Origin of the sequence: Micromonospora lutea (assembly GCF_016863535.1) — a bacterium.
Lineage (GTDB): Bacteria > Actinomycetota > Actinomycetes > Mycobacteriales > Micromonosporaceae > Micromonospora > Micromonospora lutea.
Genome location: NZ_BOPB01000003.1, coordinates 70,408 through 96,069 on the forward strand (window position 1 = coordinate 70,408; position 25,662 = coordinate 96,069).

A 25,662-nucleotide genomic window follows, 5' to 3' on the forward strand; every position below is an offset into this window, starting at 1 on the left:
GGGCACCCTGGCATCCCGCCGGCGGTCCCGGGCGCTTCGATCGAAGACCGGCCGTCCGCACAGCTCCCGCGTCGTGGCTCCCGACGCGAAGGAGCATCGAAACAGCATGACCGAGACCAAACTCGGCACCGAAATCCGCACCGCCGTGATCGACAACGGGTCGTTCGGCACCCGTGAGATCACCTTCTCCACCGGCCGGTTGGCCCGACAGGCGGCCGGGTCCGTCATCGCCCAGCTCGGCGAGACGGTCGTCCTCTCCGCCACCACCGCCGGCAAGCAGCCGAAGGAGCAGTTCGACTTCTTCCCGCTGACCGTCGACGTGGAGGAGCGGATGTACGCCGCGGGCCGGATCCCCGGCTCGTTCTTCCGTCGTGAGGGCCGGCCCAGCGAGGACGCCATCCTCACCTGTCGCCTGATCGACCGGCCGCTGCGTCCGTCGTTCGTCAAGGGCCTGCGCAACGAGGTCCAGGTCGTCGAGACGATCCTCGCGCTCGACCCGCAGCACCCGTACGACGTTGTCGCGATCAACGCCGCGTCGATGTCGACCAAGCTCTCCGGCCTGCCGTTCTCCGGCCCGATCGGGGCCACCCGGATGGCCCACGTGGACGGCCAGTGGGTCGCCTTCCCGACCCACGAGGAGCTGGCTCGGGCGACCTTCGACATGGTGGTGGCCGGCCGGGCCCTGCCCGACGGCGACGTCGCGATCATGATGGTCGAGGCGGAGGCCACCGAGCACACCGTGAAGCTGGTGGCCGGTGGGGCACCCGCACCGACCGAGGAGGTCGTGGCCAGCGGCCTGGAGGCCGCCAAGCCCGCCATCCGTGAGCTGTGCCGGGCACAGAGCGAACTGGCCGAGGTCGCCGCCAAGCCGGTCGCCGAATTCCCGGTCTTCCTGGACTACCAGGACGACGCGTACGACGCGGTCGTCGAACTGGCCCGTGCCGATGTCGCCGAGGCGCTCCAGATCGCCGGCAAGGCGGACCGCGAGGGCGCCCTGGACGCGATCAAGCTGCGGGTGCAGGAAGAACTCGGCTCCCGCTTCGAGGGCCGGGAGAAGGAACTCTCCGCCGCGTTCCGCTCGCTGACCAAGTCCGAGGTTCGCAGCCGGGTGCTGCGCGAGCAGGTCCGCATTGACGGTCGGGGTCCGCGTGACATCCGCCCGCTGAGCGCCGAGGTGGGCGTGCTGCCCCGGGTGCACGGCTCGGCGCTGTTCGAGCGCGGTGAGACCCAGATCCTCGGCGTCACCACGCTCAACATGTTGCGCATGGAGCAGGCGCTGGACACTCTCTCCCCGGAGAAGTCCAAGCGCTACATGCACAACTACAACTTCCCGCCGTACTCCACCGGTGAGACCGGCCGGGTCGGCTCGCCGAAGCGCCGCGAGATCGGGCACGGCGCCCTCGCGGAGCGGGCACTGATCCCGGTGCTGCCGTCCCGCGAAGAGTTCCCGTACGCCATCCGGCAGGTCTCCGAGGCGCTCGGCTCCAACGGCTCCACCTCGATGGGCTCGGTCTGCGCCTCCACGCTGGGCCTGCTCAGCGCGGGTGTGCCGCTGAAGGCACCGGTCGCCGGCATCGCCATGGGCCTCATCTCCGACGAGGTCGACGGCAAGACCCGGTACGTGACGCTGACCGACATCCTCGGTGCCGAGGACGCCTTCGGCGACATGGACTTCAAGGTCGCCGGCACCCCGGACTTCGTCACCGCGCTCCAGCTCGACACCAAGCTCGACGGCATCCCGTCCGACGTGCTGGCCGCCGCGCTCCAGCAGGCTTACGAGGCCCGGCAGACCATCCTCGACGTGATGCAGCGGGCGATCGAGGCTCCGGCCGAGATGTCCGACTACGCGCCGCGGGTCACCACGGTCAAGATTCCGGTCGACAAGATCGGCATGGTGATCGGCCCGAAGGGTCAGACCATCAACGCCATCCAGGACGAGACCGGCGCCGAGATCTCCATCGAGGACGACGGCACCATCTACGTCGGGGCGACCAACGGCCCGTCGGCGCAGGCCGCGGTCGAGCGGATCAACGCGATCGCCAACCCGACCCTGCCCAAGGCCGGCGACCGGTTCCTCGGCACCGTCGTCAAGACCGCCCCGTTCGGCGCGTTCATCTCGCTGCTGCCGGGCCGCGACGGTCTGCTGCACATCTCCAAGGTGGGCGACGGCAAGCGGGTCGAGAAGGTCGAGGACTACCTCAACGTCGGCGACCGGGTCGAGGTCGAGATCGCGGACATCGACCAGCGCGGCAAGATCTACCTGGACAAGGTCCGCCCGGAGGGCGCCGAGGCGCCGGCCGCCGAAGCCGGCGAGGAGCGGCCCGCCAGCCGTGACCGGGGCGGCGACCGGGGTCCGCGTGACCGGGGCGACCGTGAGCGTGGTGGCGACCGGGGTGGCCGGGGACCGGAGCGCGGCGACGGTGGTGAGGGCGGCGGCGACTCCCGCCCGCGGCGCCGCACCCGGCACAGCTGATCCCAGCGCAGCCGTACTGATCCGCTGACCGGCCGGGCGACACTCGTCGCCCGGCCGGTTCGTAACCCAACACTCTTCGTCGTACTGGAAGCAGGTGGCCGTGAGCGGGACCCGGCATTCGTCTTTCCCCGGGGCCCGATCGGGGCCGACGCCGCGCACCGGTCGACAGGTCACCGCGACCGCTCGGGCCGCCGCGGGGTCGACCCGGGCGGTGACCCGGACCCTGAGCGACGATCCGCTGGGCGGGACGGTACGCCGCACGGTGCTGCCGAGCGGGCTGCGCGTCCTGACCGAGGCGATTCCGGCGATGCGCAGCGTCTCGTTCGGCATCTGGGTGGCGGTCGGGTCCCGGGACGAGACCGGACCGCAGGCCGGCGCCGCCCACTTCCTGGAACACCTGCTGTTCAAGGGCACCCACAAGCGGAACGCGCTGGAGATCTCCTCGGCGATCGAGGCCGTGGGCGGCGAGACCAACGCCTTCACCACGAAGGAGTACACCTGCTACTACGCCCGGGTGCTGGACGAGGACCTGCCCCTGGCCATCGACGTGATGTGCGACCTGGTCGCCGACTCGGTGCTGGAGCCGGCCGACGTGGAGACCGAGCGCGGCGTGATCCTCGAAGAGATCGCCATGCACGACGACGAGCCCGGCGACGAGGTGCACGACCTGTTCGCCCAGGCCGTCTATGGTGACCACCCGCTGGGCCGGCTGATCTCCGGCACCGCGGACACCGTCACCCCGATGACCCGCCGGCAGATCCAGAGCTTCTACCGGCGACGCTACGTCGCGCCGCAGATCGTCATCGCCGCCGCCGGTAACCTCGACCACGCCGCCGTGGTGCGGCTGGTCCGCCAGGCGCTGCGGGGCACCCCGCTGGACACCGATCCGGCGGCGCCCGCTCCGTACCGGCCGGCCACTCCCGGCGTACGCACCCGGGCCGCCTCCACAGTGGTGGAGGAGAAGGAGACCGAGCAGGCACACGTCGTGCTGGGCTGCCCGGGCATCGACCGGCTCGACGAGCGTCGGTTCGCCCTCGGCGTGCTGAACAACGTGCTCGGTGGCGGCATGTCCAGCCGGCTCTTCCAGGAGATCCGGGAGCGCCGTGGCCTCGCCTACTCCGTCTACTCCTACGCCAGCCAGTACGCCGACAGTGGCCTGTTCGGCGTCTACGCCGGCTGCGCCCCGGGTCGCGTCGACGAGGTGCTGGAACTGACCCGCGCCGAATTGGCGCGTACCGCCGCGCACGGCATCACCGAGGTGGAACTGGCCCGGGGCAAGGGAATGAGCAAGGGTTCCTTCGTACTCGGCCTGGAGGACACCGGTTCCCGGATGAGCCGGCTGGCCAAGGGCGAGCTGCTCTACGGTGACCTGGTGCCCGTCGACGAGCTGCTCGACCGGGTCGACGCGGTCACCCTCGACGACGTCAACTCCCTTGCCGCCGAGTTGCTGAGCCGCCCGATGTCCCTGGCGGTCGTCGGCCCGTTCAGCGGCCGACAGTTCACCGGCTGAGCCGCCCGCGCCGCCCGCGCCCGCGCTCGTCGCGGAAGCGGAAGCGGGAGCGGGAGCGGGGCAGCGAGCCCGGCTGGCACCGCCACCGCGCGGCAACGGGGTGGATCACGCGACGCGATCGGATCCCGTTGGGATAGGTTGTGCCGCGTGACTGAGGAGCAGGAGACGGGCGCGCCGGGTTCGATCAAGGTTGGCGTGTTGGGCGCCGGTGGCCGGATGGGTGCCGAGGTGTGCCGGGCTGTCGAGGCGGCCGCCGACATGAAACTGGTGGCGACGGTCGACCAGGACGACTCGCTGAGCGACGCCACCGGGGCCGAGGTGCTCGTCGACTTCACCACCCCCGACGTCGTGCTGGAGAATCTGCGCTGGTGCATCGACCAGGGCATCCACGCGGTCGTCGGCACCAGCGGCTTCACCGAGCAACGGCTTGAGCAGGTACGCGGCTGGTTGACCGACCGTCCCGACGTGGGAGTGGTGATCGCTCCCAACTTCGGGCTCGGCGCGGTGCTGATGATGCAGTTCGCCGCACGCGCCGCCCGATACTTCGAGTCGGTCGAGATCATCGAGCAGCACCATCCGCGCAAGCTCGACGCACCCAGCGGTACCGCCATGCACACCGCGCGACTGATCGCGGCGGCCCGCGCCGAGGCCGGCCTCGGTCCGGTGCCGGACGCCACCAAGGACGAGTTCGCCGGTGCTCGCGGTGCCGACGTCGACGGGGTACGCGTGCACGCCGTGCGGGCCACCGGACTGGTCGCCCACCAGGAGGTGCTCTTCGGCGCCACCGGCGAGACACTGACCATCCGGCACGACTCGTACGACCGGGTCTCGTTCATGCCCGGCGTGCTGCTCGCCGTGCGCGCGGTGGGTGACCGTCCGGGTCTGACCCTCGGCCTGGACGCCCTGCTCGACTGAGTGGGCCGTGCGGCCACGTACGCGGCCGCGCCGACATACGCCGGGTGCGTGGGCTGCCGCCGGTCAGCCGGCCGGCGGCGGTTCGGTGGGGACCGCGACATGCAGGCGTAGCTGGGGGACCAGCATGTCGTCGACGTCCAGCGCGCGTCCCGCGCCGTCGGGCTCCCAGCCGGCGGTGGTGAGGAACTTCCGGGACGCCTGGTCGCCCTCGAACACCCAGGCCACCGCCCGGTCGAAGCCGGACTCCCGCCACAGGTCGACGCTGGCGGCGAGCAGCCGGGAACCGTGCCCGCGCCGACCCCACCGGGGCTCGACCAGCAGGTCGGTCACGGCCACCACGTCCGCGCCGAGCGCGTCGGCCGGTTCGTTCGGAGCGAGCGCCTCGGCGTCGACCGGACCGGAGGCGGCGAAGCCCACCAGATACGATTGCTCGGCCTGTTCGACGGCGACCAGCACCCGGTGGGTGTCGCTGGGTGGCTGGCGCACCGCGGCGTCCCAGCGCTCGGCCAGCGACGCCTCATCGAGGTCGTCCAGCACGTCCCGGGGCAGCAGCCGCCGGTAGGCGACCCGCCAGGTGGCGAGCTGGATGCGGGCGATCTCGGCGGCGTCCTCCGGACGCGCCGGGCGGACGTACCCGAGACTCATGGGACGACAGCCTACGCAGGGTGAGGGAGGCGACGGTGGCGCAGGGTGCCAGGCGGACGGTCGGACAGGTCGCCGCGGTGGTCGTGCTCGCCGTCGCGGTGGCCGGGTTCCTGTCCGTGGCGGCGGTCCGGCACGGCTTCTTCGACCTGCACGTCTACCGGGGCGCCCTGGTCTGGTGGGTGCACGACGGCGGGGAGATCTACGACTACCTCAAGCCCGGCACCCAGTACGGCTTCACCTACCCACCGTTCGCTGCCCTGGTGATGCTGCCGATGGCGTACCTGTCCTGGCACGCGGCGATCGTGGTGAGCGTGGCCGCCGGCGTGGCGACCAGTGCGGTGCTGATCTGGTGGCTGCTGGATCCGGTGTCGCGGCGGGCCGGCTGGACCCGCTGGTTCGCCTTCGCGGTGGCGCTGTGCCTGGTCGCGGCCTATGAACCCATGCGCGAGACCATCAACTTCGGTCAGGTCAACACGCTGCTGCTCTTCCTGGTCGCGGTGGACCTGCTCCGGCTGCTGCCAGGCGGCAGCAGGTGGGCCGGGATCGGCATCGGCCTGGCCACCGCGATCAAGCTCACCCCGGGCATCTTCATCGTCTACCTGCTGGTGACGCGACGCTGGCGCGCGGCGGTGACCGCGTCGGGGGTTGCGACCGCCGCGACCCTGCTCGCCGCCGCGCTCTTCCCGGACGCCTCCCGGGAGTTCTGGACCAGCGCGCTGTGGAACACCGGCCGGGTCGGTGAGCTGGCCTTCGTCTCCAATCAGTCGCTGCGGGGCGTGGTGGCCCGGCTCGACCCGCAGAGCCCCAGCACGGTTGCCTGGCTGCTGCTGGTGGCCGTGACGCTGGTGCTCTGGGTGTGGCGGTCCCGGGTCGCGGCGTCCGCGGGCGACGAGGCCACCGGCCTGGCCCTGACCGGTGCGGTGATGTGCCTGGTCAGCCCGGTCACCTGGGTGCACCACCTGGTCTGGCTGCTGCCGGGCCTGCTGCTGCTGGTGGACCGGGGCATGGCCGCGCCGGCGGGAGGTCGCCGGCGACGGGTCCTGCTGGGCTGCGCGGCCATCGGGTACGCGTTCCTGATCAGCCGGATCGTCTGGGCCTGGGAGGAGGACTTCACCGGCCTCGACGGCTTCCTGTTCAGCAACACCTACGTCTGGATCAGCCTGGCGCTGCTGGCCTTTTTGCCGGTGTGCCGCCCGGCCGCATCCCGGTCACCGTCGGATTCAGTCGCCGTCGAGCCGACCGCTGTACCGCAGCTCGACCAGCCCGATCGCCGGCCGTCCGCCGGACAACGGCACCGGATAGGTCGACCGCTCACCGTCCGGTGACAACCCGGCCCGCTCGTAGAACCGGCGGGCCCGGTCGTTGTCCGCGAGCACCCAGAGGCGGTACTCCGTGCAGCCCCGCTGCCGCAGGCCCGCCCGGGCCGCCGCGAACAGGGCCCGCGCGGTGCCGTCACCCCAGTGGGCGGGCAGGACGTAGAGGCTCACCACCTCGCCGTACGCCGGGTCGAGGTCGCCCCGGTCCTGGTTGTTGCGGTACGGCCCGAAGGTGGTGAACCCGACGAGCGCGCCGTCCTCCTCGGCGAGCAGCGTGGTGAACGGGTGGTCCGGGTCGGCGGTGCCGAGGGCCCGGCGGCGCTGTGCCCAGGCGACGGGGTTGAGCCGGTTCAGCACCTCGTCCGGCATGATTCCGGCGTAACCGGTCTGCCAGCCGCGGACGTGCACCCGGGCGACGGCTTCGGCGTCGTCGGGCTCCTCGCGGCGGATGCTGGGCATGGAAGTAGTTCTAGGCGGCCAGGGGCGGCAGGTCCAGCGTCCGCACCGATGTCGTACGCCTGTCGTAGCCTGCCTGCGATGGCCACACCGGAATCGCTCTCGCTCGCCCAGGCCCGCCGCGTGGCGTTGGCCGCGCAGGGCTTCGCCGACCCACCGCCCAGCGGGGCACCCACCCGCCGGCACCTGCGTCGGGTGCTCGACCGGGTCGGGTTGATCCAGATGGATTCGGTGAACGTGCTGCAACGGGCGCACTACCTGCCGCTCTACAGCCGGCTCGGGCCCTACCCGACCGGGTTGCTCGACTCCGCCGCCTACCGCCGCCCCCGCGACCTCTTCGAATACTGGGGTCACGAGGCGTCGCTGGTGCCGGTCACCCTGCATCCGGCGCTGCGCTGGCGGATGGCCCGGGCGCAGACCGACGCCTGGGGTGGAATGCGCCGTATCGTCGCCGAGCAACCCGGCCTGGTCGCCTGGGTGCGCGACGAGGTGGCTGCCCGTGGGCCGCTGACCGCGGCGGAGATCGAGCACGACGGGCCCCGCCAAACCGGCAACTGGGGATGGAACTGGTCGGCGGTGAAACAGGCCCTGGAATACCTCTTCTGGGCCGGCGAGGTGTGCGCGGCAGAACGCACGGGTTCCTTCGCCCGTCGTTACGACCTGCCGGAGCGGGTCCTGCCGGCAGCGGTGCTGGACACGCCGACGCCGACCGACGCGGAGGCGTACCGCACGCTGGTGGGCATTGCGGCCCGGTCGCTCGGGGTGGCCGCGGAGCCGGAGCTGCGGGACTATTTCCGGCTCCCGGTGGCCGGTGCCCGACAGGCCATCGCCGAGCTGGTCGAGGCGGGTCGGTTGCGACCGGTCACCGTGCCGGGCTGGCGGCAGCAGGCCTGGTTGCACGCCGAGGCCCGACTACCTCGCTGGGTACGCGGCAACGGCCTGGTGAGCCCCTTCGACCCGTTGATCTGGGAACGCGCCCGCACCGAGCGGCTGTTCGGCCTCAGCTACCGCATCGAGATCTACGTGCCCGCGCGGCAACGCGTGTACGGCTACTACGTGCTGCCGTTCCGTCAGGGTGAACGCTTCACCGCCCGGGTCGACCTCAAGGCGGACCGCAAGGCCAGGGTGCTGCTCGTGCCGGCCGCCTGGGTCGAGCCGGACGTCGACCCGGGGGAGACGGCGGTCGCCCTCGCCGCGGAGTTGTACCGCCTGGCCGGCTGGCTCGGCCTGGACACGGTGGCGCCACCCGCCGCCGGTGACCTGGCGGCGCCGCTGGCCGCCGCGCTGGTGGGCGTGGCCGGTGTACGGTGAGGCTCGTGACGAGCGTTGACCGATCCGACGCTGCTCAGCCGCACCCGCACGCTGACCTGCACACCGACCATTCACATGGCGGCTCGACGGGTGGCGCACCGCAGGGCGGCTGGCCGGCCGGACCACCCGGCGGCTACCCGGTCGAGTCGGACCGGTTCACCCGGTTCGTGCAGCGGCTCCACGCGCGTACGCCGCGTTGGGTGGTGCCGTTGGCCGCGGTCGGCTGTGTCGCTGCCGGCATCGGCTACACGCTGCTCAGCGATCCCACCCGCTCGGCACCCGACGCGCTGCCGACCTGCCTGCTCAAGCTCACCACCGGGCTGGACTGTCCGGGTTGCGGCGGCACCCGTGCCCTCTGGTACGTGCTGCACGCCGACCTGCCGGCCGCGGCCCGGCACCATTTCCTCTTCGTCTTTGCGCTGCCGTTCCTGGCGTACCTCTTCATCGCCTGGGCGGGCCGGCAGGCGTTCGGCTGGCGGTTGCCCGAGCTGCGGGTCGGCCCGAAGCTGGTCGGCGGGTTCCTCGCCGCCTGGTTCGCCTTCTCGGTGATCCGCAACCTCCCCTGGCCGCCCTTCACCGCCCTCTACGTCTAGTGCCGCTGCCTTCACGGTCCTCGGTCCGGTCGGGACGGGTCCGGCCGGTCGCGCCCGCCCGTTGCCGGTTGCCCGTTGCCCGGTCCAGTACAGTCCCAGGAATGCCGGAGATGGTGCAGCCCCAGGTCAAGCTCATCGCGTGGACTCACTTCGATCCGCCGGAGGATGTCCCGTGGTCGACCGACGCCGACGGCGGGCAGGCGCTCGCGGAGTTCGCCGGGCGGGCCTGCTACCAGAGCTGGAAGAAGCCGAATCCGGCGACCGCCACGAACGCCGGCTACCTGGCGCACATCCTGGAGGTGGGCCACCTCTCGGTGCTGGAGCACGGCTCGGTGAGCTTCTACTTCACCGGTGTGTCCCGTTCGTTCACCCATGAGCTGATCCGGCACCGGCACTTCTCGTACTCCCAGCTCTCCCAGCGGTACGTGCCGGAGCGGGACGCCGCGATGGTGGAGCCGACGGTGATCGCCGAGGACCCGGAACTGCACAAGCGCTTCGTCGAGGCCGCCGAGGCGAGCGTACGGGCCTACAACGAGCTGCTGGAGGGGCTGGAGCGTCGCTTCGCCGACGTGACCAACCCGACGCTGCGGCGCAAGCAGGCCCGCCAGGCGGCCCGGGCGGTGCTGCCGAACGCCACCGAGACCCGCATCGTGGTGACGGGCAACTATCGGGCCTGGCGGCACTTCATCGGTATGCGTGCCACCGAACACGCCGACGTGGAGATCCGCGAGCTGGCGGTGGAGTGCCTGCGACAGTTGCAGCGGGTCGCGCCGAACGTCTTCGCCGACTTCACCATCTCCACGCTGCCCGACGGCACGGAGGTGGCGCAGAGCCCGCACGCCCAGGCCTCCTGAACGGCGTAGGGCCGCACGCCCGGGGGTGGTGAGGCCCTTCCCCGATGGCCGGCCGTAGGCCGTCCGATAGGTTGTCACCATGACGCACGACCACCTTGACGCTCCGGTCCGAACGGCATCCCGTCCGTTCGGTCGGGTGCTCACGGCCATGGTGACCCCGTTCACCGCTGACGGGGCGCTCGACCTCGACGGCGCGGCACAGCTGGCGGATCATCTGGTCACCGAGCAGGGCAACGACGCGTTGGTGGTCAACGGCACCACCGGCGAGTCACCGACCACCACCGACGCCGAGAAGGAGAGCCTGATCCGGGTCGTGGTGGAGGCCGTCGGTGCTCGGGCCCGGGTGGTGGCGGGGGTTGGCACCAACGACACCCGGCACACCATCGAGCTGGCGACCTCGGCGGAGAAGGCCGGCGCGCACGGGCTGCTGGTGGTCACGCCGTACTACAACAAGCCGCCGCAGGCTGGTCTGCTGCATCACTTCACCGCGGTGGCCGACGCCACCGGGCTGCCGGTGATGCTCTATGACATCCCACACCGGTCCGGTGTGGCGATCGAGACCGAGACCCTGGTCCAGCTCGCCGAGCACGGCCGGATCGTCGCGGTGAAGGACGCCAAGGGCGACCTGACGGCGACGAGTTGGGTGACCAGCCGGGCAGAGCTGGCGTACTACAGCGGTGAGGATTCACTCACCCTGCCCGCTCTCGCCGTCGGCTGCGTCGGTGTGGTGGGCACCTCCACGCACTTCACCGGCGCCGAGACCAAGCGGATGATCGAGGCGTACGACACGGGGGACACGGCAACCGCGCTGGCACTGCACCGCCGGCTGCTGCCGCTGTTCACGGGGATCTTCCGTACCCAGGGTGTGATCCTGGTCAAGGCTGGCCTGGCGGTGCAGGGCCTGCCGGCCGGGCCGGTCCGACCGCCGTTGGTGGCCGCCACCGACGGCGAGATCGCTCAGCTGCGCGCCGACTGCGCGGCGGCGGGCCTGCCGCTCCCCGAATGATCAAACGACACGACGGACGCCGGGTGACGGCGTCGCAGAATGAGGTGAACGCGTGACCGAGGCGCACAACGAGGAGGCCCAGGTTCCACCGCCGCTGCCGGAGGGCGGACTGCGGATCATACCGCTCGGGGGGCTCGGCGCCATCGGCCGGAACATGACCGTCTTCGAGTACGACGGCAAGCTGCTGGTGGTCGACTGCGGGGTGCTCTTCCCCGACGTGGAGCAGCCCGGTGTCGACCTGATCCTGCCGGACTTCGGTCCCATCCTCGACCGGCTCGACGACATCCAGGCGATCGTGCTGACCCACGGCCATGAGGACCACATCGGCGCGGTGCCCTACCTGCTCGCGCACAAGCCGGACATCCCACTGGTCGGCTCGCAGTTCACCCTCGCGCTGGTGGAGGCGAAGCTGGCCGAGCGGCGCATCCAGCCGTACACCCTGACCGTGCGGGAGGGCGGCCGGGAGCGACTCGGCCCGTTCGAGTGCGAGTTCTTCGCCGTGAACCACTCGATTCCCGACGCGCTCGCGGTGGCCATCCGGACCCCGGCCGGGCTGGTGCTGCACACCGGCGACTTCAAGATGGACCAGCTGCCGCTGGACGGCCGCATCACCGACCTGGCCGGCTTCGCCCGGCTCGGCGCTGAGGGTGTGGACCTGCTGCTGTCGGACTCCACCAACGCGGAGATCCCGGGCTTCGTCACCCCCGAGCGGGAGATCGGCCCGGTCCTCGACTCGATCTTCGCCAAGGCCCGGGGCCGGATCATCGTGGCCTCCTTCGCCTCGCACGTACACCGGGTGCAGCAGGTCTTCGACTCGGCTGCCGAGCACGGCCGCAAGGTCGCCCTGATCGGCCGGTCGATGGTCCGCAACATGGGCATTGCGCGGGATCTGGGCCTGTTGAACATCCCGCCCGGCCTGGTCGTCGGGCTCGACGAGGCGACCTCGATGCCGCCCGAGCAGATCGTGCTGATGTCCACCGGCTCGCAGGGCGAGCCGATGAGCGCCCTCGGCCGGATGGCCAGCGGCGACCACCGGCACATCACCATCGCACCCGGTGACACCGTGGTGCTCGCCTCGTCGCTGGTGCCGGGGAACGAGACCTCCGTCTACCGCGTCATCAACCGGCTGGCCCGAGCCGGCGCGGTGGTCGTGCACAAGGACGTGGCGAAGGTGCACGTCTCCGGACACGCTCCGGCCGGGGAACTGCTCTACCTGCTCAACGTGGTCCGGCCCAGCAACCTGATGCCGGTGCACGGTGAGTGGCGGCACCTGCGCGCGCACGCCCGGCTGGGCATCGAGTCCGGCGTGGCGGCGGACCGGGTGGTGCTCTGCGAGGACGGCGACGTGGTCGACCTGGTGGAGGGGCGGGCCAGCCTGGTGGGCCACGTCAAGAGCCGGTACGTCTACGTCGACGGCCTGGCCGTCGGCGACGTCAGCGAGTCACTGCTCACCGAGCGGCGCATCCTCGGCGACGGTGGCTTCATCGCCGCGACCGTCGTGGTCGACTCGGTCACCGGCAAGGTGGTCGCCGGTCCCACCGTCTCGGCCAAGGGCTTCTCCGAGGACCCGGGCGCGTTCAACGCGGTGATCCCGCTGGTCACCGAGGCGCTCAACCGGGCGGCTGCGGACGGGATCAGCGATCCGCACCAGCTCCAGCAGATCGTCCGGCGCACCGTGGGTCGCTGGGTCAACGACGCCTACCGTCGTCGCCCGATGATCGTGCCCACTGTCGTCGAGGTCTGAACACCGCGAGTAGCAGACCGATGCCGCTGGGTCGCCAGACCCGCCAGATGGTGGCCCATCGGCGGCAGTACATCGATTAGTCGACGTTCGAGTTCAACCGTTCGAGCCTTTTGCCCGTACTCCGGGCCGGCAGGCGTACCCACGCCCGCCGGGAGGAGCATGGCGGATGGACCGCAGACGATTGACAGCCATCGGTGTCGTGGTGGCGGCCCTGGGCGCGGCGGCGGCCGTCGCCCTGCCGTCGTTCGCCGGTGACGGTGGCGCGCCGGTCGGCGCGCCGACCGGTGGCGCGGTGGAGGGTGCCGACCCGGAGGTGGTCGAGGCGATGCGGCGGGACCTACGGCTGAACGAGTCGCAGGTGGCCGCCCGACTGAAGACCGAGCGCTGGGCCTCCGGTGTGGTCGACCAGCTCCGGTCGGACCTCGGCGCGGCCTACGGCGGCAGCTGGCTCAGCGCCGACGGCAGCGAACTCAACGTGGCGGTGGCCAACGCGGCCCAGGCACAGCGGGTCCGGGCCGCCGGGGCGGTACCGAAGGTGGTCGAGCGGGGAGTCGGCCAGCTCGACACCCTCAAGAGCCGGATGGACCGGACCGCCGCCCGCGCCAAGCAGGTCTCCGGCTGGTACGTCGACGTCGCGTCGAACACCCTCGTGGTTCTCGCGGAGCCGGGTGCCGAAGCTGCCGGCTGGCGGTTCGTGGCCCGTGCCGGCGTGCCGCGATCCGCGGTGCGGATGGCTACCGAGGAACAGCCACGGCTCTTCGCCGACGTACGCGGCGGCGAGCCCTTCTTCATCGGCAACGGCCGTTGTTCGGTCGGCTTCGCGGTGACTGGTGGCTTCGTCACCGCAGGCCACTGTGGGCGGGTCGGTGACCGCACCACCGGTGCCGACCGGGCGCCACAGGGCGTCTTCCGAGCCTCGTCGTTCCCCGGCGACGACTGGGCCTTCGTGCAGGTCAACAACAACACCAGGGTGCTGCCGGAAGTAACCGACTTCCGGGGCGGGGTGGCCCGGGTGGCCGGCTCACAGGAGGTGCCGGTCGGCTCGTCGATCTGCCGCTCCGGCTCCACCACCGGAGTCAGGTGCGGCACGGTCCAGGCCCGCAACGCCACCGTCCGTTACCCGCAGGGACTGGTCGGCGGGTTGGTCAGGACCAACGTCTGCGCCGAGCCGGGTGACTCCGGGGGATCGTGGATCTCGGGCAACCAGGCGCAGGGCGTGACCTCCGGTGGATCGGGTGACTGCGCCCGCGGTGGCACCACGTTCTACCAGCCGGTCAACGAGATCCTCCAGCGCAACAACCTGACCCTGCTCACCACGCAGAACTTCCGCGCCCTGGGCAGCCGACGCTGATCCGCCTTCCCGGCCGGGTGGATGTCCCGACCCGGCCGGGAGCGCGTGGGAGTCAGGGCAGGGCAGCGACCGCCTCCGCGTACGCGACACCGGTGCGGACCGCCGCATCGATCAGCACGGTGACCTGATCCGGCGCGACGCCGTACGCCAGATCGGTCGTCACCTCGCCGGCCAGCACCAGCTCGCCGTCGCCCGGATCGTGCACGTACGCCTTGGGCAGCAGCCGATCCCGGTTCCAGGCGTTGCAGAAGGCGTACGCCTCGGTGCGCCGGGTCGCCACCAGTCGACGTCCGGCCACCACCCGGGCGTGCAGGATGTCGTGGCGGTCACCGGCCCGCCGGAACTGGATCACCGCCTCGCCCCAGCGCCCCAGCACCGTGCCGGCGGCGTCCACGGTGTACCCGTCACCCCGCCGGTCCAGCGCGTCCGTGATCATGGCCACGGTCAGCGTGCCGATCTCGTCCACGGCCAACTCGACGGTCCCGCCGTCCGAACCCGGCACCCCGTCCGAACCCGGCACCCCGTCCGAACCGGGCTCCCCGTCCGGTCCGAGATCCTCGTCGGTAGGCAACGGCACCGCCGAGGCGAGCGGACGTTCGGCGAGCCAGGCGGCGATCCGGCCGGACTGGTGCCCCGTGCCGTTACGGGCGTCGAAGCTCCCGGCCAGCGTGGTCGCCACGGCGAGCAGTTCGGCCCCGAGCTGACTCACCCTCACCTCGGCGGCCGGTCGCCCACGGTACGCCGGCCGGCGCACCACTCGATCGGGGGCCGTCTCGCCCACCAGTGCGCAGACCAGCGCGCCCGCCGCCGCGAACTCCAGCACGGACAGATCCTCGTGCGGGTGGTCCAGCCGAGGCAGTTGCTCGACGACGATCTCCAAACCGCGGTCCGGATGCCCTGCCAGTGCGCAGAAGCGCAGGTGGGTGGCGAGGTACCCGAACCCGCCCGGTTCCGTCCGGTGCCGCCGGTACGCCCGCACGTGGGCGTGGCCCGCCCGCTGCGCGTGGCCTGCCCGCAGCCAGGGCAGCAGCGCCGCGGTCAGGGCCGCCTCCGGCTGAGCGGTGCAGCCGGCCGGTGCGTGGAGCAGGGGATCGAGCACGTCGAGCGCCGCAGCCCAGTCACCCCAGCCGGCCAGCAGCTCCGCCTGCCGTACGGGTAGGCAGTCGGGGCAACCGGCGGCCGGATCGGGTGCGGCGGCCCGCCATCGTGCCAGCCAACGTCGGGCGGCAGGTTCGTCGCCCACGTGATCGGCGATCCGGCACCGCAGCTGTGCCACCAGCGCCGCGTTCACCTCGCCGGTCTCCCCGGCGAGCCCGTCCAGTACGCCGCGCGCCTGGTCCAGGCCGATGCGAGGGGTGCCGAGCAGCGCCTCGACGGCGTACCGCCGGTAGTGGCGCAGCGTGTCGTCGTCCGGCCCCGTCACGTCCAGGCATCGTTGGACGGGCTCGAACAGCCGCCACCGCTCGCCGCCACGCAGGTGCGTCTCGACCAACTCGGACCAGGCGTCCAGTGCGGTCCGCCGATCGCCGTCCGCCCCGGCGAGGGCGGCAACCCGTTCCAGCTCGCCGACGCGTACCTCACCGTCGGGCATGTCGCGGGCGTCGGCGAGGGCGGTGGTGAGCCGCCGGTCGACGCGTACCCCGTCCGCTGCCCGGCCGCTGATGCGTGCCCGGCCACGGCTTCTGCCACCGCCCAGGGTCGGCCCGGTCACGGGCGCGCCGTTCCCACGAGCCGGCCCACCTCGTCAGCCAGCAGGCAGCCGGCCGAGATGCCCCGGTCGAGCAGCCGGTCCAACTGGTGCGGTGTGACACCCCGTTCCAGGTCGGTGATGACCTCGCCGCAGACCCGGGCCTGACCGGCGTCGTCGACGTGCACGAACGCTTTCGGCCAGTACCGGTCACGGTTCCAGGTGTTGCAGAACTCGTGCAGCCGCGGCACCTCCTCCACCGCGAAGGCGTGGGTGGCGACGGTGCGTACCTGGAGCAGTTCTCCGGCGTCTCCGGCCCGGAGGAACCAGATGTGACCCGCTGCCCACCTGCCCACCAGCGCGCCGTCGGCGTCGCAGGTCACCGCGGGTGCGCGGTGGGCCAGCACGGCGGCGATGAGATCACGGGTCAACGGCCGTAGCGTCGACGGATGACCCGCCAGCGGGTCGCCGGTACGGTCCTCGAACTCCGGCGACCCCATCGGACACTCCCTTGCGAGGGCGGATATCACGGCAGGCGGCGGGTACCGCGTTGCGACACGCGGAGCGACCAGGATGACCGGCCAATCACCCGGCACGCCGTTACGGTGATGCTATGGCGGGCCGTACCCCTCAGGCGAGTCGGCGGCGCGGCGCGTCGCCGCGTGGCAGCACGAACAGTCGTGCCCGCCAGCCGGCCAAGAAGACCCGTGCACCGGCGCGTCGTCGCACCTCGACGAGAGGGCCGGGCCCTGCCGCGTACGTCGGTCGGGCGCTCCAGGCCCTGTGGATGGGGCTGGCCCACGGGGTCGGCTGGGCGGTGCGCGCCGCCGGCCGGCAGGCAGCCTCGGCCCGCGACCTCGACCCGGAGCACCGCCGCGACGGCGCCGGTCTGCTGTTCATCGGTCTTGCCCTGCTCGGTGCGGGCGCGATCTGGTTCTCGGCAGCCGGTCCGGTCGGTGCCCGACTGGCCGACACGGTCCGGCTCTTCCTCGGTGCCATCTCCATTGTGGTGCCGGTGTTGCTGGGGATCGGTGCGTGGCGGCTGATGCGTCAGCCCGGTGACCCCGAGCACCGGGGGCGCGGACTGGTCGGCTGGGGTTCCATGCTGGTCTCCACCGCCGCGCTGCTGCACATCGGTCAGCAGCCGGGCGGCCCGGGCGAGCGGGACTTCGCCGGTGGCCTGATCGGCGCGGGCGTGGGCAGCGTGCTGGAGCGCGCGGTCACCGCGTGGGTGGCGGTGCCGTTGCTGGTCCTGTTGCTGGTGTTCGGGCTGCTGGTGGTCACCGCGACACCGATCAACAAGATCCCCGAGCGGCTCGGTCTGCTGGCCGGCGGCGTGGTCGGGCCGGACGGCGCGGAGAAGACGGAGGCGTCCGCAACATCGGCCCGGCGACGGCCCACCAAACGGGCGGCACCGCCGGTGGACCCGGACGATTTCGACGACCTGGACGGCGCGGATCTCCAGGAGACCATGGTTCTGCCGCGCAAGACGCCGTCCCGGGTGCCGGCCAGCCGCAAGCCCGCTGAACCGCCGGAGCACTCGCCCGCGCCGACCCGAGCCGAGCAGCTCGCGCTGACCGGTCTGGCCGGCGACTACACGCTCCCCCCGTCGAACATGCTCGGCAGTGGGGCCGCGCCGAAGACCCGCAGCAAGGCCAACGACGAGGTGATCGCCGCCCTCACCGGAGTCTTCGACCAGTTCGACGTGGACGCGGCGGTGACCGGCTTCACCCGGGGGCCAACGGTGACCCGCTACGAGGTCGAGCTGGGGCACGGGGTGAAGGTCGAGCGGATCACCCAGCTGTCGCGCAACATCGCGTACGCGGTGAAGTCGCCGGACGTACGCATCCTGAGCCCGATCCCGGGCAAGAGCGCGGTGGGTGTGGAGATCCCGAACACCGACCCGGAGAACGTGGCGCTCGGTGACGTGCTGCGCTCGCGCGCGGCCACCAGCGACCACCATCCGATGGTGGTCGCCCTCGGCAAGGACATCGAGGGCGGCTACGTGGTGGCCAACCTGGCGAAGATGCCGCACATCCTGATCGCGGGGGCCACCGGTGCGGGCAAGTCGAGCTGCCTGAACAGCCTGCTCATGTCCATCCTGACCCGGGCGACGCCGGACGAGGTGCGGCTGCTGCTCATCGACCCGAAGCGGGTCGAGATGACCGGTTACGAGGGGATCCCGCACCTGGTCACTCCGATCGTGACCAACGCCAAGAAGGCGGCCGACTCGCTGGAGTGGGTCGTCCGCGAGATGGACATGCGTTACGACGACCTCGCCGCGAACGGGGTCCGGCACATCGACGACTTCAACCGGAAGGTACGCAACGGAGAGATCAAGGCACCACCGGGCAGCGAGCGCGAGCTGCGCCCCTACCCGTACCTGCTGGTGATCGTGGACGAACTGGCCGACCTGATGATGGTCGCCCCGCGCGACGTGGAGGATTCCATCGTGCGGATCACCCAGCTCGCCCGGGCCGCCGGCATTCACCTGGTGCTCGCCACCCAACGGCCCTCGGTCGACGTGGTGACCGGCCTGATCAAGGCCAACGTGCCGTCCCGGCTGGCCTTCGCCACCTCGTCGCTGGCGGACTCCCGGGTCATCCTCGACCAGCCGGGCGCGGAGAAGCTGCTCGGCCGTGGCGACGGGCTGTTCCTGCCGATGGGTGCCTCGAAGCCGGTCCGGATCCAGGGCGCCTGGGTGACCGAGCGCGAGATCAACGACGTGGTGAAGTTCTGCAAGGACCAGCGTGAGCCGGAGTTCCGCCCGGACGTGCTGACCCCCGCGCAGGACAGCAAGAAGAAGATCGACGAGGACATCGGCGACGACCTGGACCTGCTGGTGCAGGCGGTGGAACTGGTGGTCACCTCGCAGTTCGGCTCGACCTCGATGCTGCAGCGCAAGTTGCGGGTGGGCTTCGCCAAGGCGGGCCGGCTGATGGATCTGATGGAGACCCGGGGCGTGGTCGGCCCGTCGGAGGGCTCCAAGGCGCGCGACGTGCTGATCAAGCCGGATGAGCTGGAAGAGGTCCTGGACGGCCTGCGGGGTGGCGACGGCTGAGCAGCCGGCCCGCCGAGCGAGCTGTGCCACCACCCCCATCGAACCTGCTGTCATGACACAGCGTGAGATCTCAGCCGAAGCAGACCAACCCTCCCGCATCCTTTGCTCTGCTTCAATATACGCAACGTTCGCTGTGGGTGACGGCCGCTTCTTTATGTAGCGCCGGGAGGGACTGCCGGGAGGGACTGCGTCATCGCAGCTCGCGAGATGTTGCGTGGGTTGAAGCAGAGCAAAGCGGCGAAAGAGGTATGAGGGATGGTGGCGAGTGACGCTACGCACCGTGACCCTAGGTGGGGGCTGCTCTCCGTAGCGGTGCTCGGCGGTGCTCTGCGGTGCTCTGCGGTGCTCTGCGGTGCTCTGCGGTGCTCTGCGGTGCTCGGCGGTGCTCTGCGGTGCTCTGCGGTGCTCTGCGGAGTTGGGAGCGGGCCAATTGGCGGTATGAGCAGGCGGCCCGCCGCGGATACGCGGCGGGCCGCCTGCTCGGGGAAGGGGATCAGAGTGCGCTGAGGATCAGCATGCTCAGCACCATGGCGACCACGTTGGCCGCGGCGGCGTACCAGCCGAGTGGCTTGTCACCGAGCACCGCGCCGACGACGCCGAGGACCAGGCCGATGACTCCGAAGAGGATCGGGTTGAGCAGCAGCGCGAGGACCGCGCACACGAAGCCCACGATGGTGCAGATGCGGGCGGCGCTGGTCGAGCGAACGGTGCTGGTGGCCATCTCTTCCTCCAAGGGGGTGCGTCTCATGTCTGCCGTCCGGTCTCTACCCACTACGGACGATCGCCACGCCCACCCCGCGCGGAGGTTGCCACGCTTGCGTCAGTGGAAGAGCTTGAGCCCGATCACGCCGGCCACCACCAGCAGGAGGGAGATCAGGCGGAGCAGGTTGGCCGGCTCGCCGAGCGCCACCATGCCGACGATCGCGGTACCGACCGCTCCGATGCCGACCCACACCGCGTAACCGGTGCCGACCGGGATCTCCCGCAGCGCGTACGCCAGCCCCGCCATGCTCAGCACCAGCGTGACCACGAAGACCGCCGAGGCGACGGGTCGAGTGAATCCGGCGGAGCGGTCCAGGGCGATCGCCCACGCCGTTTCGAGCAGACCGGAGAGCACCAGCACGATCCAGGCCATCGAGTCACCTTTTCACGGGCCCCGGCCATCGGGGGCCGGGACGAGTCGGTCCATCACGCGGGGCGTCTTGGCCTGACCGGGTACGCCCACGACTCGTCCGGGGCGGCCACGTGGGCCGCCGAAACCGACCGTAGCACCTGGTCGATGGTTGCCTCGGTGAGACGGGTCACCCGGGATGGACCTCAAGCTTGCTTCAAGCTGCACCATTGATCCGTGACCGTGCTCATCTCTGATTCCGAGGTCGCCGCCGCGCTGGACGCAGCGACCTCGGTCGACGCGATGCGTCAGGCCCTGCTCGCCGCCTACGACGGGCAGCTCGTCGCGCCGCCCCGGGCAGCCGCGTCGCTCGGCGCCGGCCGGCTGGTGCTCACCGCCGGACACCTTCTCGGGCAGTGGTACGGATACCGGGCGTACGACACGTTCGGGCATCCCGAGGCCGAACAGGTGGTGGTGCTGCACGACGGGCAGACCGGCGCGGTGCGGGCCGTGGCCGTGGGGGAGGAGCTGGGCTCGCGGCGTACCGGCGCGCTGGGTGGGGTGGCGGTGGACGCACTGGCCCGTGCGGACGCGGCCACCGTCGGCGTGATCGGTTCCGGTGGCCAGGCATGGACCCAGGTCTGGGCCGCCGCCGCCGTGCGCCGCCTGCGCGAGGTGACCGTGCACAGCCGCTCGACCGCGCGTCGGGAGGCGTTCGCCGCCCGGGTGCGGGCCGAACTCGGGATCCCGGCCCGCGCCGTGGAGACCGCCCGGGAGGCGGTACGCGACCGGGACGTGGTGGTGCTGGCCACCACCAGCCCGACACCGGTGCTGAGCGCCGCCGACCTGTGTCCCGGCACCCACGTCAACGCGGTCGGCTTCAAGCAGCTGGACCGATCTGAGTTCGGCACCGACCTGCTCGACGTCGCGGCCGTGCTGGCCAGTGACTCGGTGGCGCAGGCGATGGCGTACGCCCCGCCGATGCTCGCCGCGCAGCCGCCGTACGCCAGCCGGTTGCGTGACCTGGGTGCGGTGCTGGCCGGCACGGCACCCGGCCGCACCGGCGCGGACCAGATCTCGGTCTTCTGCTCAGTCGGCCTGGCCGGCACCGAGGTCTTCCTGCTCGACCGGGTCATCCGGATTCTCGCCACGGCGGTCTAGGCGGCCCGGCTCACACCGCCGTCGCCGGTACGGGCACTGTCGCCCGGTACCCTCGGGTGGTGTCTGCCACCTCCTCACCTTCCCCTGATGGTCGTCGGGTCGCGCTGCTGACCCTGGGCTGTGCCCGCAACGAGGTCGACTCCGAGGAGCTGGCCGCCCGCCTGCACGCCGACGGCTGGCAGGTGACCACCGACGGCGAAGGCGCCGATGTGGTGGTCGTCAACACCTGCGGGTTCGTGGAGAAGGCCAAGCAGGACTCCATCCAGACGCTGCTGGCCGCCGCCGACACCGGCGCCAAGGTGGTCGCCGCCGGTTGCATGGCCGAGCGGTACGGCCGGGAACTGGCCGACAGCCTTCCCGAGGCGCAGGCGGTGCTCAGCTTCGACGACTACCCGGACATCGCCGCGCGGCTGGACGCGGTGGTCGCCGGCCGGGAGTTCGCCGCGCACACCCCCCGCGACCGGCGGGAACTGCTGCCGCTGACCCCGGTCGCCCGACGCGACAGCGCGGTGTCCCTGCCAGGGCACGGTCGCAACGACGTCGACGAGCACACCCCGGCACACCTGCGTACGGTGCTGCGTCGCCGGCTGGACAGTGGCCCGGTGGCCTCGCTCAAGCTGGCCAGCGGCTGCGACCGGCGTTGCGCGTTCTGCGCCATTCCCGCCTTCCGGGGTGCCTTCGTCTCCCGCACCCCCGACGAGCTGCTCGCCGAGGCCGAGTGGCTGGCCAAGAGCGGTGTCCGGGAACTCGTGCTGGTCAGCGAGAACTCGACCTCCTACGGCAAGGACCTGGGCGACCCGCGCGCACTGGAGAAGCTGCTGCCGCAACTCGCCGCTGTCGACGGCATCGTCCGGGTCCGGGCCAGCTACCTTCAGCCGGCCGAAACCCGGCCCGGGCTGATCGAGGCGATCGCCAGCACACCGGGGGTGGCACCCTACTTCGACCTGTCGTTCCAGCACTCCAGCGAGCCGGTGCTGCGCCGAATGCGTCGTTTCGGCTCCACCGACCGTTTCCTCGAACTGCTCGCCGCCGCACGGCAGTTGGCACCGGAGGCCGGGGCGCGCAGCAACTTCATCGTCGGGTTCCCCGGCGAGACCCGACGCGACGTCGACGAACTGGTGCGGTTCCTCACCGAGGCCCGACTCGACGCGATCGGGGTCTTCGACTACAGCGACGAGGACGGCACCGAGGCGGCCGGACTGCCGGGCAAGGTGTCCGCCGCCACCATCAAACGTCGGTACGACAAGCTCAGCGCGCTCGCCGACGAGTTGTGTTCGCAGCGAGCCGAGGACCGCCTCGGGTCGACGGTCGAGGTGCTCGTCGACGCGATCGACGGTGGGATCGTCGAGGGGCGGGCCGCGCACCAGGCACCGGAGGTGGACGGGTCGACCACGCTCGTCGCCCCGGACGGTGGCGGTGTCGACCTGGCTGCCCTGCGTCCCGGCGACCTGGTCCGCGCCACGGTGACCGGCACCGAGGGAGTCGACCTGCTCGCCGTACCGGATGAGATGATCTCCGCCGCGCCCGGCGCGGCGCGGTGACGGTGGGCTGGGACGAGGCGGAGGGGGCGCGAGGTGTGGTGCCGGGTGCGCCATTCGAACGGGGCGACTCGACGCGGGGCGACTCGATGACGGGGGCGACGGAATCGCCGCCGGTGCCGGTGGTGCCCCGGGTGCCCGTCGTCAACGCCGCCAACGCCCTGACCGCGCTGCGGCTGCTGCTTGTGCCGGTTTTCGCCGCCTCGGTGGTGATGTCGGGGATGACGCACGCCGGATGGCAGGTCATCGCCTGCGTCATCTTCGCCGTGGCCTCGGTCACGGACCTGGTCGACGGGTGGATCGCCCGGAGGTTCGGGTTGGTCACCGCCGTGGGCAAGGTGGCCGACCCGATCGCCGACAAGGCGCTCACCGGCGCCGCCCTGCTGCTGTTGTCCTGGTACGACCGGTTGCCGTGGTGGGTGACAGTGGTCATCCTCGCCCGGGAGCTGGGCATCACCGCCCTGAGGTTCTGGGTGATCCGGCGTGGTGTGATCGCCGCGAGCCGGGGCGGAAAGATCAAGACCGCTCTCCAGATACTGGCCATCACCTGGTACCTGTGGCCGATGCCGGCCGCCCTCACCCCCATCGGGCCCTGGATCATGGGCGCGGCGGTCGCGATCACCCTCGTGACCGGGCTGGACTACATCGCTCAGGCCACCCGCCTGCGCCGCACGCAGAGGTGAGACCACGTCGGGGCGACGACCGGCGTTGTGACGCGTAGACCGCGCCAGGTCCGGGAAGGATGCAGATCATGGGTGTGCGAGAGGCCGAGGGCTCGATGGGTGCCGCGGCGGCTGGCGTGGTGCACCGCCTCGCCGAGCGGCAGGAGACGTTCGCCACCGTCGAGTCGCTGACCGGAGGGCTGCTGGCCGCCACGGTGGTGGAGATCGCCGGGGCGAGCGTCGTCTACCGGGGTGGCCTGGTGGTCTACGCCACCGAGCTGAAGGAACGGTTGGCCGACGTACCGGCGGAACTGCTGGCCGAGCGCGGCCCGGTCGATGCCGACGTGGCGAAGGCGCTCGCCGAGGGTGGGCGGCGCCGGTGTGGCGCTGACTGGGGCCTGGCCACCACCGGAGTGGCCGGGCCGGAGCCCCAGGACGGCAAGCCGGTCGGGTTGGTCTTCGTCGCGGTCGCCGGTCCGGACAACACCGAGGTGCGGCAACTCGATCTCGCCGGCGGTCGCGACCACATCCGGGGCGCCGCCGTGACCGAGGCCCTGCGCCTGCTGGCCGACCACATCCAGGCTTTCGACGTCACCTGATCCGTGACATACCCACCCAGGCGGTCAGCGGCGGCTGTGGGAAGACCGGGCGGGGTGGGATGTCGCGGCGGCGCGCAGCGGGTACGGTTGCGGGAAAGCTCCGACAGCCGGTGCTCCCGCAGGCCGGTCGGCCGGGCGAACTGTGTCCCCCAGGGGAGGTGCGATGGTCCTGCTACGCCGGGTGATCGGTGACGCACTACGGGCGCGCCGGCAGGGGCAGCACCGCACGCTGCGCGAGGTCTCGTCCGCAGCCAACGTCAGCCTGGGCTACCTGTCGGAGATCGAACGAGGTCAGAAAGAGGCCTCCAGTGAGCTGCTCGCGGCGATCTGCGACGCGCTGGGTGCCCGTCTCTCCGAGCTGCTGCGCGAGGTCAGCGACACGGTAGCGCTCGCCGAGCAGATCCCGGGCGTGCTGGTGCCGATGCAGGACGAGTCGGCCGAGTCGACGCCGGTGGCCGCCGCATCGGTGCACAGGCCCACCGGGCGAGGGGTACGCCAGGTCAGCTCGGACGGCAACGTCGCCGTCTCCGTACGGCAGGACTCCCCACTGAAGGCCACGCTGCGCAGCGCCCGGGTCCGGCCCGCCGACCGTAGCGACCGGGACGTGGTCTACGCCGCCTGAGCCTCGCGGCCGATGGTCGTGGTAGCTCCCGCCGCGTAGGGTTGATCGCGGACGTCCCCTCTCGCCGGTACGGATGCCGTGTTGGCGCCCGGCTGGGACGATGGACTTCACCATCGCCGGCAGCCGACCCGGTCACCGGGGTGGGGCAGGCACAGCGACGTGATTGAGGGGATACCGCGGAGATGGCCAACCCGTTCGTCAAGGGGTGGAAGTACCTGATGGCGCTCTTCGGCGCTCGTATCGACGAGCACGCCGACCCGAAGGTGCAGCTCCAGCAGGCCATCGACGAGGCGCACCGGCAGCACCAGGCGCTCGTCCAGCAGGCCGCCGCAGTGATCGGCAACCAGCGTCAGCTGGAGATGAAGCTCTCCCGGCAGATGTCCGACGTCGAGCGGTTGCAGGCCAACGCCCGCCAGGCGCTCGTCCTGGCCGACCAGGCACGGGCCAAGGGCGACGAGGCCGAGGCCGGGCGGTACGAGCAGTCCGCGCAGACCCTGGCCACCCAACTCGTCTCCGCCGAGCAGTCCGCCGAGGACCTGAAGACCCTGCACGACCAGGCACTGGCCGCCGCCGGGCAGGCTCGCCGGGCGGTGGAGAACAATTCCATGATCCTCCAGCAGAAGCTCGCCGAGCGCGCCAAGCTGCTCAGCCAGCTGGAGCAGGCCAAGATGCAGGAGAGCGTCGCCGCCTCGCTGGAGTCGATGTCGGCGCTCACCGCTCCCGGCAGCACCCCCACCCTCGACGAGGTACGTGACCGGATCGAGCGTCGCTACGCGAACGCCATGGGCCGCGCCGAACTGGCCGGCAACTCGGCTGAGGGCCGGATGCTCGAGATTCAGAAGGCCACCCTGGACTCGGCCGGTTCCGCCCGGCTGGACCAGATCCGCGCCAGCATGGCCGGCGATCAGCTCGGCGCGGGCGCCGATCGGGGTGCCGTCGCCGATCAGCCGGCCACGGCCGACCCGGCGGTGGCCCGGCTCGACGAGATCCGCGCCAGCATGAGCCGTGAACGCGGCACTGGCGACACCACGGCCGCCGGCTGAGCGG

23 protein-coding genes and 1 riboswitch are annotated in these 25,662 nt (G+C 71.6%); of the genes, 17 read left to right on the forward strand and 6 right to left on the reverse strand.

All coding sequences use genetic code 11. From position 1 onward, the window contains the following. The first annotated feature begins 106 nt into the window (after nucleotides 1-106). The 3 genes from Vlu01_RS04100 to dapB all read left to right on the forward strand — a co-directional run bounded on the left by Vlu01_RS04100 (nucleotide 107) and on the right by dapB (nucleotide 4,898). Nucleotides 107-2,473, forward strand: coding sequence for a polyribonucleotide nucleotidyltransferase (locus Vlu01_RS04100; RefSeq protein ID WP_203993940.1), 2,367 nt, complete (start codon nucleotides 107-109; stop codon nucleotides 2,471-2,473). A 100-nt stretch (nucleotides 2,474-2,573) separates the two neighbouring features. Further along, nucleotides 2,574-3,983, forward strand: coding sequence for a M16 family metallopeptidase (locus Vlu01_RS04105; RefSeq protein ID WP_373307270.1), 1,410 nt, complete (start codon nucleotides 2,574-2,576; stop codon nucleotides 3,981-3,983). A 147-nt stretch (nucleotides 3,984-4,130) separates the two neighbouring features. Next, the gene (gene dapB / locus Vlu01_RS04110; RefSeq protein ID WP_203993946.1) at nucleotides 4,131-4,898 is read left to right on the forward strand and encodes a 4-hydroxy-tetrahydrodipicolinate reductase; all 768 of its coding nucleotides are present in this window, start codon (nucleotides 4,131-4,133) and stop codon (nucleotides 4,896-4,898) included. Between the two features lie 63 nt (nucleotides 4,899-4,961). Here the strand turns inward: dapB and Vlu01_RS04115 are convergent, their stop codons facing one another. Beyond that, the gene (locus tag Vlu01_RS04115) at nucleotides 4,962-5,543 is read right to left on the reverse strand and encodes a GNAT family N-acetyltransferase (protein ID WP_203993949.1); all 582 of its coding nucleotides are present in this window, start codon (nucleotides 5,541-5,543) and stop codon (nucleotides 4,962-4,964) included. 35 nt (nucleotides 5,544-5,578) lie between these two features. Between Vlu01_RS04115 and Vlu01_RS04120 the strand changes: the two genes are divergently transcribed. Further along, entirely contained in the window at nucleotides 5,579-6,868 is a 1,290-nt protein-coding gene (locus Vlu01_RS04120) for a glycosyltransferase family 87 protein (protein WP_203994479.1), read from the forward strand. Here Vlu01_RS04120 and Vlu01_RS04125 read toward each other — a convergent pair. Continuing rightward, entirely contained in the window at nucleotides 6,764-7,318 is a 555-nt protein-coding gene (locus tag Vlu01_RS04125) for a GNAT family N-acetyltransferase (protein WP_203993952.1), read from the reverse strand. The two genes, Vlu01_RS04120 and Vlu01_RS04125, sit on opposite strands and share 105 nt — an antisense overlap. A 78-nt stretch (nucleotides 7,319-7,396) precedes the next feature. On the opposite strand from Vlu01_RS04125, the gene Vlu01_RS04130 reads away from it, so the two are divergent. From Vlu01_RS04130 to Vlu01_RS04155, 6 genes are all read left to right on the forward strand, one after another. Continuing rightward, nucleotides 7,397-8,626, forward strand: coding sequence for a winged helix-turn-helix domain-containing protein (locus tag Vlu01_RS04130; RefSeq protein ID WP_203993955.1), 1,230 nt, complete (start codon nucleotides 7,397-7,399; stop codon nucleotides 8,624-8,626). A gap of 56 nt (nucleotides 8,627-8,682) precedes the next feature. Next, on the forward strand, nucleotides 8,683-9,219 hold the full coding sequence (locus tag Vlu01_RS04135) for a DUF2752 domain-containing protein (protein ID WP_239095697.1): 537 nt from the start codon (nucleotides 8,683-8,685) through the stop codon (nucleotides 9,217-9,219). 110 nt (nucleotides 9,220-9,329) lie between these two features. Then, nucleotides 9,330-10,073, forward strand: a complete 744-nt coding sequence (thyX, locus tag Vlu01_RS04140) for an FAD-dependent thymidylate synthase (RefSeq protein WP_203994482.1) — start codon at nucleotides 9,330-9,332, stop codon at nucleotides 10,071-10,073. Between the two features lie 79 nt (nucleotides 10,074-10,152). Next, nucleotides 10,153-11,079: a 4-hydroxy-tetrahydrodipicolinate synthase gene (gene dapA, locus Vlu01_RS04145; protein ID WP_203993961.1), complete on the forward strand. Its 927-nt coding sequence runs from the start codon at nucleotides 10,153-10,155 to the stop codon at nucleotides 11,077-11,079. Between the two features lie 52 nt (nucleotides 11,080-11,131). Next, entirely contained in the window at nucleotides 11,132-12,823 is a 1,692-nt protein-coding gene (locus Vlu01_RS04150) for a ribonuclease J (protein WP_203993964.1), read from the forward strand. Between the two features lie 166 nt (nucleotides 12,824-12,989). Continuing rightward, the gene (locus Vlu01_RS04155; protein WP_203993967.1) at nucleotides 12,990-14,174 is read left to right on the forward strand and encodes a S1 family peptidase; all 1,185 of its coding nucleotides are present in this window, start codon (nucleotides 12,990-12,992) and stop codon (nucleotides 14,172-14,174) included. 52 nt (nucleotides 14,175-14,226) lie between these two features. On the opposite strand, the gene Vlu01_RS04160 is transcribed toward Vlu01_RS04155, so the two are convergent. Together Vlu01_RS04160 and Vlu01_RS04165 are read right to left on the reverse strand one after the other, a co-directional pair. Beyond that, entirely contained in the window at nucleotides 14,227-15,885 is a 1,659-nt protein-coding gene (locus Vlu01_RS04160; RefSeq protein ID WP_373307271.1) for a type III secretion system chaperone family protein, read from the reverse strand. Continuing rightward, nucleotides 15,882-16,361: a YbjN domain-containing protein gene (locus Vlu01_RS04165; protein ID WP_203993970.1), complete on the reverse strand. Its 480-nt coding sequence runs from the start codon at nucleotides 16,359-16,361 to the stop codon at nucleotides 15,882-15,884. Before Vlu01_RS04165 ends, Vlu01_RS04160 begins: the two co-directional genes overlap by 4 nt. A gap of 113 nt (nucleotides 16,362-16,474) precedes the next feature. Here Vlu01_RS04165 and Vlu01_RS04170 point away from each other — a divergent pair, with 113 nt between their 5' ends. Continuing rightward, nucleotides 16,475-18,922 (forward strand): FtsK/SpoIIIE family DNA translocase, encoded by a 2,448-nt coding sequence (locus tag Vlu01_RS04170; protein ID WP_203994000.1) that lies wholly within the window; start codon nucleotides 16,475-16,477, stop codon nucleotides 18,920-18,922. 493 nt (nucleotides 18,923-19,415) lie between these two features. Here Vlu01_RS04170 and Vlu01_RS04175 read toward each other — a convergent pair whose 3' ends face one another. Next, on the reverse strand, nucleotides 19,416-19,670 hold the full coding sequence (locus Vlu01_RS04175) for a hypothetical protein (RefSeq protein WP_239095686.1): 255 nt from the start codon (nucleotides 19,668-19,670) through the stop codon (nucleotides 19,416-19,418). 72 nt (nucleotides 19,671-19,742) lie between these two features. Further along, the gene (locus tag Vlu01_RS04180; RefSeq protein ID WP_203994004.1) at nucleotides 19,743-20,057 is read right to left on the reverse strand and encodes a DMT family transporter; all 315 of its coding nucleotides are present in this window, start codon (nucleotides 20,055-20,057) and stop codon (nucleotides 19,743-19,745) included. A gap of 56 nt (nucleotides 20,058-20,113) precedes the next feature. After that, a riboswitch (guanidine-III (ykkC-III) riboswitch) is annotated at nucleotides 20,114-20,180 on the reverse strand. Nucleotides 20,181-20,270: 90 nt separating this feature from the next. Here Vlu01_RS04180 and Vlu01_RS04185 point away from each other — a divergent pair. From Vlu01_RS04185 to Vlu01_RS04210, 6 genes are all read left to right on the forward strand, one after another. Further along, nucleotides 20,271-21,194 (forward strand): ornithine cyclodeaminase family protein, encoded by a 924-nt coding sequence (locus Vlu01_RS04185; protein ID WP_203994007.1) that lies wholly within the window; start codon nucleotides 20,271-20,273, stop codon nucleotides 21,192-21,194. A 56-nt stretch (nucleotides 21,195-21,250) separates the two neighbouring features. Further along, nucleotides 21,251-22,735 (forward strand): 30S ribosomal protein S12 methylthiotransferase RimO, encoded by a 1,485-nt coding sequence (gene rimO / locus Vlu01_RS04190; protein ID WP_203994021.1) that lies wholly within the window; start codon nucleotides 21,251-21,253, stop codon nucleotides 22,733-22,735. A gap of 86 nt (nucleotides 22,736-22,821) precedes the next feature. Next, nucleotides 22,822-23,415, forward strand: a complete 594-nt coding sequence (gene pgsA, locus Vlu01_RS04195; RefSeq protein WP_203994024.1) for a CDP-diacylglycerol--glycerol-3-phosphate 3-phosphatidyltransferase — start codon at nucleotides 22,822-22,824, stop codon at nucleotides 23,413-23,415. Nucleotides 23,416-23,483: 68 nt separating this feature from the next. Continuing rightward, the gene (locus Vlu01_RS04200; protein ID WP_239095687.1) at nucleotides 23,484-23,993 is read left to right on the forward strand and encodes a CinA family protein; all 510 of its coding nucleotides are present in this window, start codon (nucleotides 23,484-23,486) and stop codon (nucleotides 23,991-23,993) included. A gap of 163 nt (nucleotides 23,994-24,156) precedes the next feature. Beyond that, nucleotides 24,157-24,615: a helix-turn-helix domain-containing protein gene (locus Vlu01_RS04205; RefSeq protein WP_203994027.1), complete on the forward strand. Its 459-nt coding sequence runs from the start codon at nucleotides 24,157-24,159 to the stop codon at nucleotides 24,613-24,615. A gap of 182 nt (nucleotides 24,616-24,797) precedes the next feature. Next, nucleotides 24,798-25,658, forward strand: coding sequence for a PspA/IM30 family protein (locus tag Vlu01_RS04210; protein ID WP_203994030.1), 861 nt, complete (start codon nucleotides 24,798-24,800; stop codon nucleotides 25,656-25,658). The last annotated feature ends 4 nt before the right edge of the window (nucleotides 25,659-25,662 follow it).